The 15,558-nt window shown below is 65.3% G+C and carries 18 protein-coding genes; 11 read left to right on the top strand and 7 right to left on the bottom strand.

The features are described from left to right. The first annotated feature begins 51 nt into the window (after nt 1-51). Entirely contained in the window at nt 52-1,191 is a 1,140-nt protein-coding gene (locus MYCSP_RS17740) for an AI-2E family transporter (protein ID WP_083013501.1), read from the top strand. Here MYCSP_RS17740 and MYCSP_RS17735 read toward each other — a convergent pair. Further along, nucleotides 1,188-2,105, bottom strand: coding sequence for a class I SAM-dependent methyltransferase (locus MYCSP_RS17735; RefSeq protein ID WP_083013502.1), 918 nt, complete (start codon nt 2,103-2,105; stop codon nt 1,188-1,190). The genes MYCSP_RS17740 and MYCSP_RS17735 overlap by 4 nt on opposite strands. 220 nt (nt 2,106-2,325) lie before the next feature. Here MYCSP_RS17735 and MYCSP_RS17730 point away from each other — a divergent pair, with 220 nt between their 5' ends. The 4 genes from MYCSP_RS17730 to map all read left to right on the top strand — a co-directional run bounded on the left by MYCSP_RS17730 (nt 2,326) and on the right by map (nt 6,426). After that, entirely contained in the window at nt 2,326-3,606 is a 1,281-nt protein-coding gene (locus MYCSP_RS17730; RefSeq protein WP_407661708.1) for an HAD family hydrolase, read from the top strand. A gap of 129 nt (nt 3,607-3,735) precedes the next feature. Then, on the top strand, nt 3,736-5,064 hold the full coding sequence (secY, locus tag MYCSP_RS17725) for a preprotein translocase subunit SecY (RefSeq protein WP_070909408.1): 1,329 nt from the start codon (nt 3,736-3,738) through the stop codon (nt 5,062-5,064). Beyond that, nucleotides 5,061-5,606, top strand: coding sequence for an adenylate kinase (locus tag MYCSP_RS17720; RefSeq protein WP_083013504.1), 546 nt, complete (start codon nt 5,061-5,063; stop codon nt 5,604-5,606). Before secY ends, MYCSP_RS17720 begins: the two co-directional genes overlap by 4 nt. A 25-nt stretch (nt 5,607-5,631) precedes the next feature. Continuing rightward, on the top strand, nt 5,632-6,426 hold the full coding sequence (gene map / locus MYCSP_RS17715) for a type I methionyl aminopeptidase (RefSeq protein WP_083013505.1): 795 nt from the start codon (nt 5,632-5,634) through the stop codon (nt 6,424-6,426). A gap of 2 nt (nt 6,427-6,428) precedes the next feature. Here the strand turns inward: map and MYCSP_RS17710 are convergent, their stop codons facing one another. Genes MYCSP_RS17710 through MYCSP_RS17685 form a run of 6 tightly spaced genes read right to left on the bottom strand, consistent with a single transcriptional unit; the run spans nt 6,429 to nt 11,960 of the window. After that, nucleotides 6,429-7,310: a DUF4190 domain-containing protein gene (locus tag MYCSP_RS17710; protein WP_083013506.1), complete on the bottom strand. Its 882-nt coding sequence runs from the start codon at nt 7,308-7,310 to the stop codon at nt 6,429-6,431. A 45-nt stretch (nt 7,311-7,355) separates the two neighbouring features. After that, nucleotides 7,356-7,973 carry a dTDP-4-dehydrorhamnose 3,5-epimerase family protein gene (locus tag MYCSP_RS17705; protein ID WP_088414553.1) on the bottom strand — a complete coding sequence of 206 codons (618 nt, stop codon included), beginning with the start codon at nt 7,971-7,973 and terminating at the stop codon, nt 7,356-7,358. Nucleotide 7,974: 1 nt separating this feature from the next. After that, nucleotides 7,975-8,970 (bottom strand): dTDP-glucose 4,6-dehydratase, encoded by a 996-nt coding sequence (gene rfbB, locus MYCSP_RS17700; protein ID WP_088414551.1) that lies wholly within the window; start codon nt 8,968-8,970, stop codon nt 7,975-7,977. A gap of 20 nt (nt 8,971-8,990) precedes the next feature. Continuing rightward, nucleotides 8,991-9,815, bottom strand: coding sequence for an LLM class F420-dependent oxidoreductase (locus tag MYCSP_RS17695; protein ID WP_088414549.1), 825 nt, complete (start codon nt 9,813-9,815; stop codon nt 8,991-8,993). Nucleotides 9,816-9,844: 29 nt separating this feature from the next. Then, nucleotides 9,845-11,389 carry a flotillin family protein gene (locus tag MYCSP_RS17690; RefSeq protein ID WP_070909415.1) on the bottom strand — a complete coding sequence of 515 codons (1,545 nt, stop codon included), beginning with the start codon at nt 11,387-11,389 and terminating at the stop codon, nt 9,845-9,847. 46 nt (nt 11,390-11,435) lie between these two features. Beyond that, a complete protein-coding gene (locus MYCSP_RS17685; protein WP_088414547.1) occupies nt 11,436-11,960 on the bottom strand; it encodes a hypothetical protein in 525 nt (174 codons plus the stop codon). A gap of 138 nt (nt 11,961-12,098) precedes the next feature. Between MYCSP_RS17685 and MYCSP_RS17680 the strand changes: the two genes are divergently transcribed. The 6 genes from MYCSP_RS17680 (at nt 12,099) to rpsD (ending at nt 15,556) form a co-directional block, all read left to right on the top strand. After that, nucleotides 12,099-13,382: an FAD-dependent oxidoreductase gene (locus tag MYCSP_RS17680; RefSeq protein ID WP_083013509.1), complete on the top strand. Its 1,284-nt coding sequence runs from the start codon at nt 12,099-12,101 to the stop codon at nt 13,380-13,382. A gap of 205 nt (nt 13,383-13,587) precedes the next feature. Further along, nucleotides 13,588-13,809, top strand: a complete 222-nt coding sequence (infA, locus tag MYCSP_RS17675) for a translation initiation factor IF-1 (protein ID WP_003418601.1) — start codon at nt 13,588-13,590, stop codon at nt 13,807-13,809. 21 nt (nt 13,810-13,830) lie between these two features. Continuing rightward, nucleotides 13,831-13,944, top strand: a complete 114-nt coding sequence (rpmJ, locus tag MYCSP_RS17670; RefSeq protein ID WP_003886927.1) for a 50S ribosomal protein L36 — start codon at nt 13,831-13,833, stop codon at nt 13,942-13,944. Between the two features lie 181 nt (nt 13,945-14,125). Then, on the top strand, nt 14,126-14,500 hold the full coding sequence (rpsM, locus tag MYCSP_RS17665; RefSeq protein ID WP_030096736.1) for a 30S ribosomal protein S13: 375 nt from the start codon (nt 14,126-14,128) through the stop codon (nt 14,498-14,500). 6 nt (nt 14,501-14,506) lie between these two features. Then, nucleotides 14,507-14,923: a 30S ribosomal protein S11 gene (rpsK, locus tag MYCSP_RS17660; RefSeq protein WP_005055956.1), complete on the top strand. Its 417-nt coding sequence runs from the start codon at nt 14,507-14,509 to the stop codon at nt 14,921-14,923. 27 nt (nt 14,924-14,950) lie between these two features. After that, nucleotides 14,951-15,556, top strand: a complete 606-nt coding sequence (rpsD, locus tag MYCSP_RS17655; protein WP_005080548.1) for a 30S ribosomal protein S4 — start codon at nt 14,951-14,953, stop codon at nt 15,554-15,556. Nucleotides 15,557-15,558 lie beyond the last annotated feature (2 nt).

Here is a 15,558-nt window from a genome sequence, read left to right as displayed (position 1 = left end):
GCCGACACCGACTAACGTGTCGAGTGCGGTTGCCGGCGGAAGGGGCGTGCCATGAACACCGAACTGACCGTATTTCAACGGCGTGTGCTGGCGGTCCTCACCGCGGTGGGCATCGCGTTCGGCATCTACTTCCTACGCGGCTACTTCATCCTGATCGTGGTCGCCGCGGTGGCCGCATATCTGTTCACCCCGCTATACGCCAGGCTGGGCCGGCGGTTCAGCTCAGGCGTATCGGCCACGTTGACGCTGCTGTGCGCATTGGTTGCGGTGGTGGTTCCGGTGGGCGCCCTGGTCTACTTTTCGACCATCCAGATCGCGCGCATGATCGACAGTGTCTCGACCTGGGTGGGCGACACCGACATGACCACACTCGGGCAGAAGGCGTTCGACGTGGCCAACAGAGTTCTGGCCCAGATCCCGTTCGTGCATATCCAGTTGACTCCCGACACGTTGCGGCAGTCGATCGCGTCGGTGACGGAGAACGTGGGCCACGGGCTGTTGCAGGTGCTGCAGAGCGCCGTCGGCAGCGTCGCGTCGGCAGTGGCCGCCTGCATCATCTTCCTGTACGTGTTCGTCTCGCTCCTGGTCAAGCAGGACAAGGTGCTCACTCTGCTGCGCCAGCTGAATCCGCTAGGGGAGGAGATCACCGATCTGTACCTCGACAAGATCGGTGCGATGGTGCGCGGAACAGTCAAGGGGCAGTTCGTGATCGCGATGGCGCAGGGGGTCGCGGGTGCCGCATCCATCTACGTCGCAGGTTTTCGGCAGGGTTTCTTCTTCTTCGCGATACTGCTGACCGCGCTGTCGATCATTCCGTTGGGGGGCGGCATCGTGACGATTCCGTTCGGCATCGGCATGATTCTCTTCGGTCATCCTGTCGGAGGCCTGTTCGTCATCGCCTGGCACCTGCTGGTGGTCTCCAACATCGACAATGTGCTGCGCCCCTTCCTCGTACCGCGCGGTGCACGGCTGGATCCCGCACTGATGCTGCTGGCGGTCTTCTCGGGGATCGCGGCGTTCGGGTTCTGGGGAGTCGTGCTGGGACCGGTCTTGATGATCGTCATCGTGACGACCATCGACGTGTATCTCGCGGTCTACAAAGGGGTTCCGTTCGGCAACACGGATACCGACGAACCGGAGCCGTCGAAGCGTCGCTGGTGGAAGCGGGAGCGTTCGCGCGCTGCGGGCTAGCCGAGGGTTGCGTCGACGTACACGATGTTGGGAAATATGGTGCGCAGCAAGGGGCTCGCCGGCTCCAGATTGAGCCGCGCGTAGAGCGCGTCATTCTCCTCGGTGACCACCGTCCAACCGTGCTCGGCCAGCCAGTCCGCCGCCATTTGGCGCTCTTCGGTGTAGACAAGCGATTCCATATCCAAATCGAGTGTGTCGCCCGCGAATTGGCGGGTGAGCTCGCGCGCCTTGGAGAAGTCGGCGGTTTCCAATCCGGGCACCTGCTCGCAGACGAGGCGGCTGCCGGGTGCGCTCAGCTCGGTGACCGATGCGAACAGGCGGTCCTGTGCCTCCGGCGGCAGATAGATCAGCAGTCCCTCCGCGGACCACACCGTCGGCTGGCTGGGGTCGAAGCCGGCCGCCTTCAACGCGGCGGGCCAGTCGTCGCGTAGATCGATCGCCACGGCGCGCCGCTCGGCGCTCGGGGCGGCCCCCAACTCGGCGAGCGTGTCGGTCTTGAACGCGATCACGTCCGGTTGGTCGAGCTCGTACACCGTGGTGCCCTCGGGCCACTTCAGGCGGTAGGCGCGGGTGTCGAGCCCCGACGCGAGGATGACCGCTTGGCGCACACCCGCGGCGGCCGACGATTCGAAGGCGGTGTCGTAATACCAGGTGCGACTTGCCATCCCGTTGGCCATGCCGTCCGCGGTGATGCCCAACTGCACCAGGCCCGCCATCTGCTCGGGATCGAAATCACCCGAGGCCAGCCGGGTGAAGTACTCGATGCCGACTGCCCGCACCAGCGGTTCCGCATAGGGGTCGTTGATCAGGGCATCGGGTACGCGGCTGGCCAGCGCACGCTGCGCGGCCACCATCGTCGCCGTTGCCCCGACGCTTGAGGCCAGATCCCAGCTGTCGTCATCGGTCCGCGTCATCGAGGCTCCTTAGTGGTAGCGGATCGCCAGTGCCCCGACCATAGTGCGCTGCCGTTCACGATTACGCACCCCTGAGCCTGTGGCCTGCGCAAATGCGATTGTCCGGCGCCCAGTGGACAGTCAGCTACTGCCAGAACGGGTTTGGGGTGGGTGGTGGGGGTACTGCTGGTGAACACCCGATGACAGGCCGCGCACAGCGAGCTCACAGTGTTAGCTTGCCCTGGTGAAGGCCATCGCGTGGATCGCTGCCGTTGTACTGTCCGTAGCTCTTGCGCCACTGGCCGGGAACGCGAGCGCTCCGGTCGCACAGGCGGCGCCCGGCTGCCGCCAGCTGGATCCCACACTGCCCTGGTACGGCGACGTCCGGGAACGGCTACAAGCCGCGATCGATGCCAACAGCACCTGTACCGGGACGTGGAAGCGACCCACGCCGGCGGTGGCGCTGTTCGACTGGGACAACACCGAAGTCAAGAACGACATCTCCGATGCCACCCTGGCGTGGATGCTGCGGCACGACAAGATCCGTCAACCGGGTGACTGGCATGCCACCAGCCGGCACATCACCGAGACCGCGGTCAGCGCATTGCGCGCGGCATGCGGCACCACGACGCCCGCCGGGCGGCCGCTTCCCACATCGACCAACGGCGCCTGCGCCGACGAGATCCTGGCCATCCGCGAAGGCAAGACGCACGACGAGCAGGAGGCTTTCGCCGGATACAACCAGCGCTGGAGCAATGGCGCGTACGTGTGGACCGTCGCGCTGACCGCCGGATACACCGCAGAGGAGGTGGCGCAGTTCGCGCAGGCGGCCAAGCGCGAGAACCTGGACGCGCCCGTCGGAGCCACCCAGACCATCGGCAGCACCACCGTGCCGGCGTACGTGCGGGTGTACCCGCAGATCAAGGACCTCATCGCGACGCTGCAGGCGCACGGCGTGCGCACCTGGGTGATCTCGGCTTCCTCGGAGGTGATCGCCAAGGTGTGGTCACCAGAAATCGGAATCCCGACGAACCAGGTGATCGGAGTGCGCAGCGTCTACGACGCCACGGGGCGCCAGACCCCGCACGTGAAGGGCTGCGGCGGACAGCCCGACGGTGCCGACACCGTCATCACGTATGTGGACGGCAAACGATGCTGGGCCAACCAGGTGGTCTTCGGTGTGCAGGGGCCCGCCGCGTTCGACCCCTACGACGTGAACAAGCGGCAGATTCTCGGCGCCGGAGACTCGACCACCGATGTCACCTTCGTCGACGACGCCACCGCGGCGCACCTCGTCATCAACCGCAACAAAACCGAACTCATGTGCCGCGCCTACGACAACGCCGATGGCAAATGGCTGATCAACCCGATGTTCATCGACCCCTATCCGCAGCACATGGATCCGTACCTGTGCGCGACCGACGGCCGGACCAACCCCGACGGCAGCACCGGACCGCTGCTGCGCTCCGACGGCACCGTCATCCCCGACCAGAAGGACACCGTCTTTTCCACGGGTATGTAGCGAACTGTTAGTCTCGTACGCGGCCCGGGCGTGCCCTGACGGCCGCCGAAACGGTTACCCAACGCTGGGATCACCAGCTGATTCATCTAGCAGATCACATGGCGAGCTGCAGGATGCGCAGGAGGATGTGTGCTTTCCGCTTTTGTCTCTGCTCTCAGGACAGCTGACCTGAGGCGGAAGATCCTCTTCACGATCGGGGTCGTGGTCCTGTACCGGATGGGTGCGACGCTCCCATCTCCCGGCGTGAACTACGCCAACGTGAAGTACTGCGTCGAGCAGGTCAGCAGCGGCGACTCCGCGCAGATCTACTCGCTGATCAACCTCTTCTCGGGTGGTGCGCTGCTGCAGCTGTCGGTCTTCGCGGTCGGCGTCATGCCGTACATCACCGCCAGCATCATCGTTCAGCTGCTCACCGTGGTGATTCCCCGGTTCGAGCAGCTGCGCAAGGAAGGCCAGTCCGGGCAGGCCAAGATGACGCAGTACACCCGCTACCTCTCGGTCGCGCTGGCACTGCTGCAGTCCACCTCGATCGTCGCGCTGGGTGCCAGCGGAAACCTGCTGCAGGGCTGCGACCGCAAGGACGAGATCGTCTCGGACCAGTCGATCTTCTCGCTGACCGTGATGGTCCTGGTCATGACCGCGGGATCCACCTTGGTGATGTGGCTCGGTGAAATGGTCACCGAACGCGGAATCGGCAACGGCATGTCGCTGCTGATCTTCGCCGGTATCGCCGCACGCATCCCGGCCGAGGGCAAGACCATCCTCGACAGCCGCGGTGGCGTCACCTTCGCCGCGGTGTGTGTGGCCGCGCTGCTCATCGTGGTCGGTGTGGTGTTCGTCGAACAGGGCCAGCGCCGCATCCCCGTCCAGTACGCCAAGCGCATGGTGGGCCGTCGCATGTACGGCGGTACGTCCACCTATCTGCCGTTGAAGGTCAACCAGGCCGGTGTTATCCCGGTGATCTTCGCTTCCTCGTTGCTGTACATCCCGGGTCTGATCACCCAGCTGGTGCGCAGCGGTGGCAAGGAGAAGACCGGCTGGTGGGACCGATTCGTCAGCACCTACCTGACCGACCCCAGCAACTACTGGTACATCCTGATCTACTTCACGCTCATCGTGTTCTTCACGTTCTTCTACGTGTCGATCACGTTCAACCCCGACGAGCGTGCCGACGAGATGAACAAGTTCGGTGGCTTCATCCCCGGTATCCGTCCCGGACGGGCGACCGCCGACTATCTGCGCTACGTGCTGAACCGCATCACGTGGCCGGGCTCGATCTACTTGGGCATCATTGCCATCCTGCCCAACCTGTTCTTGCAGATCGGCAACTCGGGCGGCCTGCAGAACCTGCCGTTCGGCGGCACCGCGGTACTGATCATGATCGGCGTCGGCCTCGATACTGTGAAGCAGATCGAAAGCCAGTTGATGCAGCGTAACTACGAAGGGTTCCTCAAGTGAGAGTGGTGTTACTCGGCCCGCCAGGGGCAGGCAAAGGTACGCAGGCGCAACTGATTTCGGAGAAGTTCGGCATTCCGCAGATCTCCACCGGCGACCTGTTCAGATCGAACATCAGCGAGGGCACCGAGCTGGGAATCCAGGCCAAGCAGTACCTGGACGCCGGAGACCTGGTGCCCAGCGAGGTCACCAACAAGATGGTCGAAGCGCGCCTCGACGAGGCCGATGCTGCCGACGGCTTCATTCTCGACGGCTTCCCGCGCACCGTGGACCAGGCGGATGCGCTGGCCGCGATGGAAGAGGCTCGCGGCGTGAAGATCGACGCCGTGCTGGAGTTCCGGGTACCGGTCGAAGAGCTGGTGCAGCGGCTGCTGGGCCGTGGCCGCGCGGACGACACCGAGGACATCATTCGCAACCGGCTCAACGTGTACCGCGACGAGACCGCGCCGTTGCTGGAGTACTACCAGAGCGTGCTGCAGACCATCGATGCCGTCGGCACGGTGGACGAGGTGTTCGCGCGCACCTCGCAGGCCTTGGTCCGGTAGCAGGCGAGTCAGTAGTGGGTCGTTAGTGGGTCTCTTCGGCCGCAAGAAGACGGTGGAGCAGCGCACCGCCGGCGAGCTCGATGCCATGGCTGCCGCGGGCTCGATCGTGGGCGCCGCGTTGGTCGCGGTGCGTGATGCGGCCAAGGCGGGCGTGTCGACGCTCGAACTGGACCAGGTCGCCGAATCGGTGATCCGGGGTGCCGGTGCGGTGCCGTCGTTCCTGGGTTATCACGGATTCCCGGCATCCATCTGCTCCTCGGTGAACGACCAGGTGGTTCACGGAATACCTTCGGCAACAGCGATTCTGGCCGACGGCGATTTGGTGTCCATCGATTGCGGGGCGATCCTGGACGGCTGGCACGGGGATTCCGCCTGGACGTTCGCGGTGGGCACCGTCATCCCCATCGACGAGGCACTCTCGGAGGCCACTCGGCTGTCGATGGAGGCCGGCATCGCGGCGATGATCCCCGGGAACCGGCTCACCGATGTTTCCCATGCCATCGAGTTGGGTACGCGGGCGGCCGAGAAGAAATTCGATCGGGCATTCGGGATCGTGGACGGCTACGGCGGCCACGGCATCGGTCGCTCGATGCATCTGGATCCGTTCCTGCCCAACGAGGGAGCGCCCGGCAAGGGGCCGCTGCTCGCGGTGGGGTCGGTGCTCGCGATCGAACCGATGCTCACCCTGGGCACCACCCAGACCCGGGTGCTCGCCGACGACTGGACCGTCGTCACCACCGACGGATCCCGGGCCGCGCACTGGGAACACACGGTGGCCGTCACCGAGGACGGCCCCCGCATCCTTACCCTGCGTTCTTAGTGTTACTTGCCCTTGATCGATGCCGTGCGCTCGGTGGAGAAGGTGGCCACGCACGCGATCGCTCGATCGCCTTGAGCCCATGAGCGTTTCGTCGGATACAGGTAGGTGATCTCGACGGCGTCGTCGTCGAATGCGCTGGGCGAGTAGCTCTCCAGCTCCGCACCGCACTCTTCGTTGCCCTTTTCGTCCAGCACCGACTGGCCGGGAAGCGAGCTACCCGAGAGCGGCAACACCGCGTACACCTCGGCCTTGTGCGGTTGCCCGCAGGGAATGGCCTTGGTCGTGGTGTAGTAGCTCTTGTCGCCCAGATCGGCGATGCAATCGCCCACCCGCAGCTTGGTGACATCCATGTCGCCGGACTGGGTGACGTGCCCTGAATCGTCGCGCTTCGCCGAGCTGCCGGCGCTCACCACGGCGATGACGGCGATGACGGCGATCCAGATGAAGCCGAGCACGATGCCGGCGATCGCCATGCCGCGGCCGTTCTGACCGGTTCTCTTGATCTGGTTCAGGCTGATGAAGCCGAAGATGACACCGAAGATGCCGGCGCAGATCGGGATGATGCCGAGGATCAGTGCCGTGATGGCGAATCCGTTGGTGCCGCGTGCGCTTTCCACGGGCGGGTAGGTGCCCGCAACGGGGTAACCGTACGGCGACGCCGGTGGCGGGGGATACCCGGGTGGCGGCGGGTAAGCCGGTGGATTGGTCTGGGGGTAGGGCGGATACGGCTCGACGCCCGCAGGACCGGTCGGGGGAATGGGGGGATACCCACCTACCGGCGGCGGCTCGACCGGCGGGTACCCCGAGCCCGTCGGCGTCGGGTACGGCGGGAACTCCGGTGGCCCGGGATCCGAGGGCGGCGGTCCAGCAGGCGGTTGCGTCATGTAGGGACTTTAGCAAACACGCCGCGCTCTAGGTGGGTACATCGATTAGCCGGATAGGCCGTTCAGGTAGGCCTGTACGCCGGCGGCGTCGGGGAGCAGACCCGAATCCTTGGCGTCGAGCAATGACGGTGCGGCACCATCCTTTTCGGAGATCAGCAAGGACAGCTCGGTGCCGTCGGGCCTGCGGGTCGGCCATTGGATCCCAACGGTCGCATCCAGCGGGTCGATACCGTGCTCACGTCCCGGGGCATATCCGGCCGAGCACAGATAGACCACCGTCGAGTCGTCCTCGAGAGCGAGGAACCCGTGACCGACCCCCTCCGGAACGTATACGGCGCGCCGGTCTTGGGGATCGAGAAGCACTGCGTCCCAAGCGCCGAACGTCGGTGAGCCGACGCGGATATCGACCACGACGTCGTACACGGCTCCGGTCAGGCAGGTCACGTACTTGGCTTGTCCGGGGGGTACGTCGGCGAAGTGGATGCCGCGCAGCGACCCGGCCGCCGATACCGAGCAATTGGCCTGTTGCAGGTCGAAGGGATGCCCGATGGCCTCGGCCAGCGCTGGGCCCTTGAACAATTCGAGGAACACCCCGCGGCTGTCGTGATGCTGTACCGGAGTGATCTCGAAGGAACCGGGTACCGAGAGTTCGCGAATCTTCACGTCACTGCCCCCTCGCGGCGTACTGCGATTCCACCGAGTCCTTGATGGGTCGCCACCAATCCTCGTTGTTGCGATACCAGTCGATGGTGGCAGTCAGGCCGCCGGTGAAGTCGCTATGCGTTGGCTTCCAACCCAGTTCATCGCGCAGCGGTGTCGGATCAATCGCGTAGCGCAGGTCGTGACCGGCGCGGTCGGTGACATGGTCGAAGTCGTCGGGTGCCTTGCCCATGAGCTCCAGGATGGTCCGCAACACCGACAGGTTGTCTTGTTCTCCGTCCGCGCCAATGAGATACGTGCGTCCGATGGCGCCGGCCTCGATGATGCGCCACACCGCGCTGTTGTGGTCGTCGACGTGAATCCAGTCTCGGACATTGGCGCCGGCCCCGTACAGGCGTGGTCGGCGGCCCGTCAGGATATTGGTGATCTGCCGTGGAATGAACTTCTCCACGTGCTGATACGGTCCATAGTTGTTGGAGCAGTTGGAGATTGTCGCGCGGATTCCGAACGACCTCATCCAGGCCCGCACCAGCAGGTCGGCCGAGGCCTTGGTTGCCGAATACGGGCTGGACGGGTTGTACGGGGTGGTCTCGGTGAATCGGTTCGGGTCGTCGAGCTCCAAGTCGCCGAACACCTCATCGGTGGAGATGTGGTGCAGCCGAGCGTCATGGCGACGCACCGCCTCCAGCAGCATGTAGGTGCCAATGATGTTGCTGCGTAGGAATGGTGACGGGTCGGCGAGCGAGTTGTCGTTGTGGGTCTCGGCGGCGAAGTGCACCACCACATCGCTGTCCGATACCAGCCGATCGACCGTGTCCGCATCGCAGATATCGCCCTGGACCAGCTCGACCGACGCGGCGACCGGAGTCAATGATTCGCGGCTACCCGCATAGGTCAGCGCGTCGAGAACCGTTACCGAGACGTCAGGGCGCTCGCGGACCGTTGCGTGTACGAAGTTGGCTCCGATGAAACCGGCGCCGCCGGTCACCAAGATTCGCATGATCTAACCCTAGTGGGCGACTACCTCAGCGTGTCCGCCAACGAGGTCAATGTGTCGACCAAACCCTTGTCGCCCAGGACCTGAATCAGCACCTGGTCGGCGCCGGCGTCAAGGTGCTCGTTCAGTCGCGCGGCGATCTCCGTTGCGGTTCCGTGCGCCACCACGGCGTCGATGAAGGCGTCGCTACCGGGCGAAGTGACATCCTCATCGCTGAAACCGAGCCTCTTCCAGTTGTTTACGTAGTTGCTCAACCGGAGGTAGAAGTCGACGGTGCGTCGGCCGACCTCACGTGCACGGGGCGCGTCGGTGCTCAGCACCACCTTGTGCTCGGGGACCAGCAGGGCGTCGGGACCGATGACTTCCCGCGCCTGTCGGGTGTGTTCGGGAGTCGTCAGATACGGGTGTGCGCCTGCGGTGCGATCCGCGGACAGTTTCAGCACCTTGGGACCCAGGGCGGCCAGCGCGCGGCGTTCCTTGGGAACTCCCGCGGCGTCCAGTCCATCCAGGTATTCGACGAGGGCGTCGTAGGGCTTGCGGTATTCGGCCGAGGCCTCGGGATGCCCGGCGCCCACCCCGAGGAGGAACCGGCCGGGGTAGGCCGCCTCGATGCGGTGGAACGCGGCAGCTATCTCGTCGACCGGGGAGGTCCAGATGTTCACGATGCCGCTGGCGACCGTGAGATTCTCGGTCGCTTCGAGCAACGGCTCTACGTACGCGAGGTCCGAGGTGAACACGCCCCCGATCCACACCGAGCCGTAGCCGAGATCCTCGATCGCCTTGGCCTGCTCCGGGGTGACCGGGCCGCCCTTCCACACTCCATACCGGTTGAGATTCGATTCGCCCATGCCGCGTCCCAACTTCGTAGCAGGTGTCGCTATTCCTCGACCCATCCTTCCGGACGCGCCGCGGGTGCGGAGACGGGCGATGCGGAATCCTTGGCTTGCTGGGTGCGATTGAGAAGCTCGGGCACATCGATCCCGGAAACCCTGAGACTCTCAATCACTTTCGCCACTGCCTGCGGGCTTACCCCGAACAAGGTGCCCAACGCGTCCTTGGTGTCGCCCGCGCCGCCGATGATGGACAGATTTTCAATCTCGCCGATCGGTTTGGACGCGGCCTCGGTGGCCTGCACCACCGAGCTGAGGATGTCCGGCAAGGTGAGCAGGCGCGCGGCCTCCGGGGTGTAGGCATTGAGCGCGGCAGCGACCTCCTTCTTACCGTCGGCCTCGGCCAGCAGCTTGGCCTTGATGCCCTCGGCGTCGGCGAGCAGTTTGGCCTTCGTGCCGTCGGCCTCGGCGATGAGCTTGGCCTTGGCGCCGTCGGCGGCGGCCTGCTGCTCGATCCGGTAGGCGTCGGCGGCCGCCTTGCGCGCGTCGGCTTCGGCGGCACCCTTTTGGCGCTCGGCCTCGGCATCGGATTGAGCCTTGAGGATGGCGGCCTGCCGGGCACCCTCCGCGAGGGCGATGTCGGCTTGGCGACGCGCCTCGGCGGGGGCGATGACATCTGCCTGCAATGCGGCCTGGGCCTGCTCGGTACGACGCTGCTCCACCTCGGTACGGGCCTGTACGCGCGCGGCCTCGGCCTGCTCACGAGCGATGCCGACATCCTTCTCGGCGCGGGCCTGCGCGAGCGGCCCGGCCTGGTCTGCCTGAGCGTTCTCCGCCTCCGTCTGCGCACGCAGCCGCGCGAGCTCCACGTCGCGCTTCTGGGTCGCGGTGGCGATGGCGGTATCGGCCTCGGCCTGGGCGATGGCACCGGCCTGGCGGGCCTGGGCGGACTGGATCTGCGCATCCCGCTCGGCTTCGGCGGTGCCGACGGTCGCGTCACGGCGCACCTCGGCGATGCGGCGCTGGCCGAGGGACTCCAGGTAGCCATTGCGGTCGGAGATGCCCGCGATCTTGAGGACGTCGACCTCCATGCCGATTCGGGCGAGATCGCCGCCGGCTTCCTCGACCACGCTGCGCGCCAGTGAATCGCGGTTGGAGTTCAGGTCTTCGACGGTCATGGTTGCGGTGATGCCGCGCAGGCTACCGGCCAGGATCTCGTTGATCTGGCGCTGCAACTCCGACAGGTCAGAGGTCAGGAAGCGTTGCACGGCGGTCTGGACGGCCTCGTCGTTCGAGCCGATACGCACCAGCCCGACGGCCTCGACGTTCACAGGAACGCCGTTGTTGGACAATGCATTCTGCAGATTGATGTTCACGTTGAACGGTTCGAGCGACATGATGTCCACCCGCTCGATGCCCGGCATCTTGAAGCGCGCTCCACCGCGGACCACCTTCGGCGTCCCGCGGCCGGTGAACACGGCAACTTCGTTCGGCGGCACCTTGACGTAGTTGCGCACGTAGATGAGCGGCAGTGCGACAAAGAGCACCAGAGCCGCGACGGCGACGATGACGATGATGACGAGCGAGCTCATGCGGGCTTCCTTAGTGGTTGGCTTAGTGGTTGGCCTAGTGGTTGAACTATCGGTACGAATCGGTGGGTGAGTCGGGAATGCTGACGACGCGCAGGTAGTCGGAGTCCACATCGGCGATGTAGACGGCGGCGTTCTTGGCCAGTCCTTCGGGCTCGTCGGTGATCGCGCGTGAACGCACCCGGTTGCCGTCGGCATCGGTGAAGGCGATCTCGCCCCAGCCGCCTCCGGCGGGCACCTCAAGAGTCACCGTGCCGAGCCTGCCGACGTAGGACGCGCGTCCCGAGTGCGAGTTCGCCTGCTGGCCTCTCAGATACGTCAGAAAAAGTTGCAGGATCAACACCAGCGCGACCGCGCACACCGCGGCAATGATTGCCGACGGCACGGCGGTGATGCCCAGGGCAGAGGCTGCGAATCCCCCCGCGCCCGCGCCGGTCAAGGCGGCAGACAGTGAGGTCAGGCTGAGAAACGGCATTCCGTCGCCGTGGCCGATATCGGTGAGAAGCAATGCCGAGAGCACCGCGATCCCGCCGACCGCGAAGGCCGCCAGGTACCCGACCGTCAGACCGTCCACTCGACCCCCTCCCCGTTGTCCCCGTTGCTGCTGGCGATCTTCGCCATTACCGACATAGGTACCACGAATCTGTCCTGCTGGCTACGGTCCGCGGGCCTGAGCAGGCGCCCCCTTGCTGTTGCGCGGTACCGTCATGGGGTGGCTCACCTCGCGGCAGTCTCGGCGGACGCGCACCGGGACATCACCGATGACGCCGTCGTGATCGTCGGCGGTGGTCCGGTCGGGTTGCTGGCCGCGACGGTGCTGGCGCGCCGGGCAATTCGCGTGGTTGTGCTGGAAGCCGCGGGTTCCAAAGAACACCAGCGGCACCGGAACTGCGCCACGTTCGTCGGGCATTCGACATTGCGGCGATATGACCGCGTGGCGCCCGAGCTGGGGGCCCGGCTGCGTGCATCGGCGTTGGCGGTCCACGGCGTTCAGACCTTCTATCAGGGCCGGCCGGTCTTCGTCATGTCCTCGTACGCTCCCTCGCGGATTCCCGGCCCGTGGAATCCCGCGGCATGGGGAATGAGCTTGTCGCAGCGCACCATTGAAGACGAGACCCTGGCCGAGGCGCTGGGTCTGGGCGTGGAGTACCACCGGGGAATCGCCGTCACCGATATCAGCACCGACCACACCGGCGCGCGACTCACCCTTGCGAGCGGCGACAGGGTGCGTGCGAGCTACGTGATCGCCGCGGACGGCACCAAGTCGGCCATTCGTCAGGCATTGCACATCGGTATGTCCGAGCGCCCGCCGTCGCCGCCCTGTGTGGTGATCGACGTCGAGCCGCATCCGGACGGCCTCACGGTGGATTTGCCCGTGCAGATCCAGTACCACCACCCGGACCTTGGCGGACGGCACGCGATTCGTCTGCCCTACCGCGACGGTCTACGCCTGGATGTCCAGCTCTTGCCGGACGACGAGGCGACACCGACGCCCGAGCAGGTGCGTTCCTGGGTGGCCGCGCTCGCCCGCGACGACTGGTACGCCGACCACATCAGGTCGGTCGAGGTGCATCAGACCGTTCAGGGTGTGGCCGCCAGCTACACCGACGTCAATCGTCGGGTGCTGCTCGCGGGAGAGGCCGCCCATCAGTTCGCTCCGCTGGGCGGACGCAGCCTCAACTCGGGTGTGGCCGACGCGGTCGCGGCGGCAGAGGCCATCGCGGAGGCGTTGGGTGAGTCCAGCGATCTGGCCCAGGCGTGGTTGGCGATCAACCGCAGTGCCCGGGAGCGGCGTCGCTCGGGCGTGCGCAACCGGATGCTGTCTGCCCGGGCGCAGCGCGTCCTGGACGGATCGGACGTTTCGATGCGCGCCAGGCGCACGGTGGCCGCCAAGTCCGCACCGCATATATGGATCGCGGGAGCATGGTTGACGGCGGGTCTGGTGCGACCCACGGCGATTCCTCATATCAGCAGGTCGGGAGTCACCTGGTCCTGAGGCGACCGGGGAATGACGGCTCCCCTCGCCGGTTTGGTTTAGGGGCGCTACGCGGGTATCCTTGACCAACGGTGCGGCTTTCGTGCCGACTATCTGCGTGCCCAGTCCTGGATTTTCCTGTCACCGGCTCACGTTCGAGGGTCGGTAACGTTTGCCGTGTCCAAGCCGGCGACAGCCGGAGCAGGCAATCAGAATCGCGGAGGATATGGCTAAGAAAGACGGAGCCATCGAGGTCGAGGGTCGGGTGGTCGAGCCCCTGCCCAATGCGATGTTTCGCATTGAGCTGGAGAACGGGCACAAGGTACTCGCTCACATCAGCGGCAAGATGCGGCAGCACTACATCCGCATCCTGCCCGAGGACAGAGTGGTAGTGGAGTTGTCTCCCTACGACCTGTCCCGCGGTCGGATCGTTTACCGGTACAAGTAACAGAAGAACAGGATTGGGAACGTGAAGGTCAACCCGAGCGTCAAGCCGATCTGCGACAAGTGCCGCGTCATTCGCCGGCACGGGCGGGTCATGGTGATCTGCCAGGACCCCCGCCACAAGCAGAGACAAGGCTAGTCAGGGCTTCCGCAAGGACCTGGCTGACCAGCTACATAACTGAATGATGACCTCCCAGATCCAATAGCCGGGCACGCCGGCTACCGAGAAATCGGATCACCCCCGGAACGGAGGCCGGGGCCCCAACCTAGAGGGGACGGACTGGGAACAGACCTTCGTTGAATGAAAGAGGAACTGCCGCATGGCACGTCTAGTAGGCGTCGACCTACCGCGCGATAAGCGTATGGAAATCGCGCTCACCTATATCTATGGCATTGGCCGGACCCGCTCCAAGGAGATCCTGGCCGCCACGGGCATCAGCCCCGAGCAGCGCAGCAAGGACCTGACCGATGATCAGGTGACGCAACTGCGTGAATACATCGAAGCCTCTCTCAAGGTGGAGGGTGACCTGCGCCGCGAGGTTCAGGCCGATATCCGCCGCAAGATCGAGATCGGCTGCTACCAGGGCCTGCGCCACCGTCGTGGCCTGCCGGTGCGCGGTCAGCGGACCAAGACCAACGCGCGTACCCGCAAGGGTCCCAAGCGCACCATCGCCGGCAAGAAGAAGGCCAGGTAACCCCGAATGGCACCGAAGAAACCAGGGGCCGCAGGGCCCAAGAAGGCACAGAAGACCCGTCGCCGGGAAAAGAAGAACGTCCCGCACGGCGCCGCTCACATCAAGAGCACCTTCAACAACACGATCGTCTCGATCACCGACCCCCAGGGCAACGTGATCTCCTGGGCGTCCTCCGGCCACGTCGGCTTCAAGGGTTCGCGCAAGTCGACCCCGTTCGCCGCACAGCTGGCCGCCGAGAACGCTGCCCGCAAGGCGCAGGAGCACGGCGTCAAGAAGGTCGACGTGTTCGTCAAGGGTCCCGGCTCCGGCCGCGAGACCGCCATCCGCTCGCTGCAGGCCGCCGGCCTCGAGGTGGGCGCGATTTCCGATGTCACTCCGCAGCCGCACAACGGTTGCCGTCCGCCCAAGCGGCGGCGGGTCTAGGACTGGGTCGAGAGGAAGATTTAGAAAATGGCTCGTTATACCGGACCCGTCACTCGCAAGTCCCGTCGTCTGGGCGTCGACCTCGTCGGTGGCTCCAGCGCGTACGAGAAGCGTCCTTACCCTCCCGGCCAGCACGGCCGCGCGCGGATCAAGGAAAGCGAATACCGCCAGCAGCTGCAGGAGAAGCAGAAGGCCCGCTTCACCTACGGCGTCATGGAGAAGCAGTTCCGCCGCTACTACGCCGAGGCCGTGCGTTCCTCGGGTAAGACCGGTGAGCAGTTGCTGCAGATCCTGGAAAGCCGTCTCGACAACGTCGTGTACCGCGCCGGCCTGGCTCGGACCCGCCGCATGGCCCGCCAGCTGGTGAGCCACGGCCACTTCACCGTCAACAACGTGAAGGTGGACGTGCCCAGCTACCGGGTGTCGCAGTACGACATCATCGACATCAAGCCGAAGTCGCTGAACACCCTGCCGTTCGAGGTTGCACGTGAGACCGCGGGCGAGCGGCCCATCCCGGGCTGGTTGCAGGTCGTCGGCGAGCGTCAGCGCATCCTGGTGCACCAGCTGCCCGAGCGCGCGCAGATCGACGTTCCGCTCGCCGAGCAGCTGATCGTCGAGTTCTACTCGAAGTAAGA

Origin of the sequence: Mycobacteroides saopaulense (assembly GCF_001456355.1) — a bacterium.
Classification (GTDB): domain Bacteria; phylum Actinomycetota; class Actinomycetes; order Mycobacteriales; family Mycobacteriaceae; genus Mycobacterium; species Mycobacterium saopaulense.
This window is presented reverse-complemented; position numbering and strand designations above follow the sequence as displayed.

What these genes read in the sequence shown, in the direction of transcription:
- MYCSP_RS17740 (WP_083013501.1), top strand. Translation starts at nt 52, where the DNA reads ATGAACACCGAACTGACCGTATTTCAACGGCGTGTGCTGGCGGTCCTC.
- MYCSP_RS17735 (WP_083013502.1), bottom strand. Translation starts at nt 2,105, where the DNA reads ATGACGCGGACCGATGACGACAGCTGGGATCTGGCCTCAAGCGTCGGG.
- MYCSP_RS17710 (WP_083013506.1), bottom strand. Translation starts at nt 7,310, where the DNA reads ATGACGCAACCGCCTGCTGGACCGCCGCCCTCGGATCCCGGGCCACCG.
- rfbB (WP_088414551.1), bottom strand. Translation starts at nt 8,970, where the DNA reads ATGCGAATCTTGGTGACCGGCGGCGCCGGTTTCATCGGAGCCAACTTC.
- MYCSP_RS17695 (WP_088414549.1), bottom strand. Translation starts at nt 9,815, where the DNA reads ATGGGCGAATCGAATCTCAACCGGTATGGAGTGTGGAAGGGCGGCCCG.
- MYCSP_RS17690 (WP_070909415.1), bottom strand. Translation starts at nt 11,389, where the DNA reads ATGAGCTCGCTCGTCATCATCGTCATCGTCGCCGTCGCGGCTCTGGTG.
- infA (WP_003418601.1), top strand. Translation starts at nt 13,588, where the DNA reads ATGGCTAAGAAAGACGGAGCCATCGAGGTCGAGGGTCGGGTGGTCGAG.
- rpsM (WP_030096736.1), top strand. Translation starts at nt 14,126, where the DNA reads ATGGCACGTCTAGTAGGCGTCGACCTACCGCGCGATAAGCGTATGGAA.
- rpsK (WP_005055956.1), top strand. Translation starts at nt 14,507, where the DNA reads ATGGCACCGAAGAAACCAGGGGCCGCAGGGCCCAAGAAGGCACAGAAG.
- rpsD (WP_005080548.1), top strand. Translation starts at nt 14,951, where the DNA reads ATGGCTCGTTATACCGGACCCGTCACTCGCAAGTCCCGTCGTCTGGGC.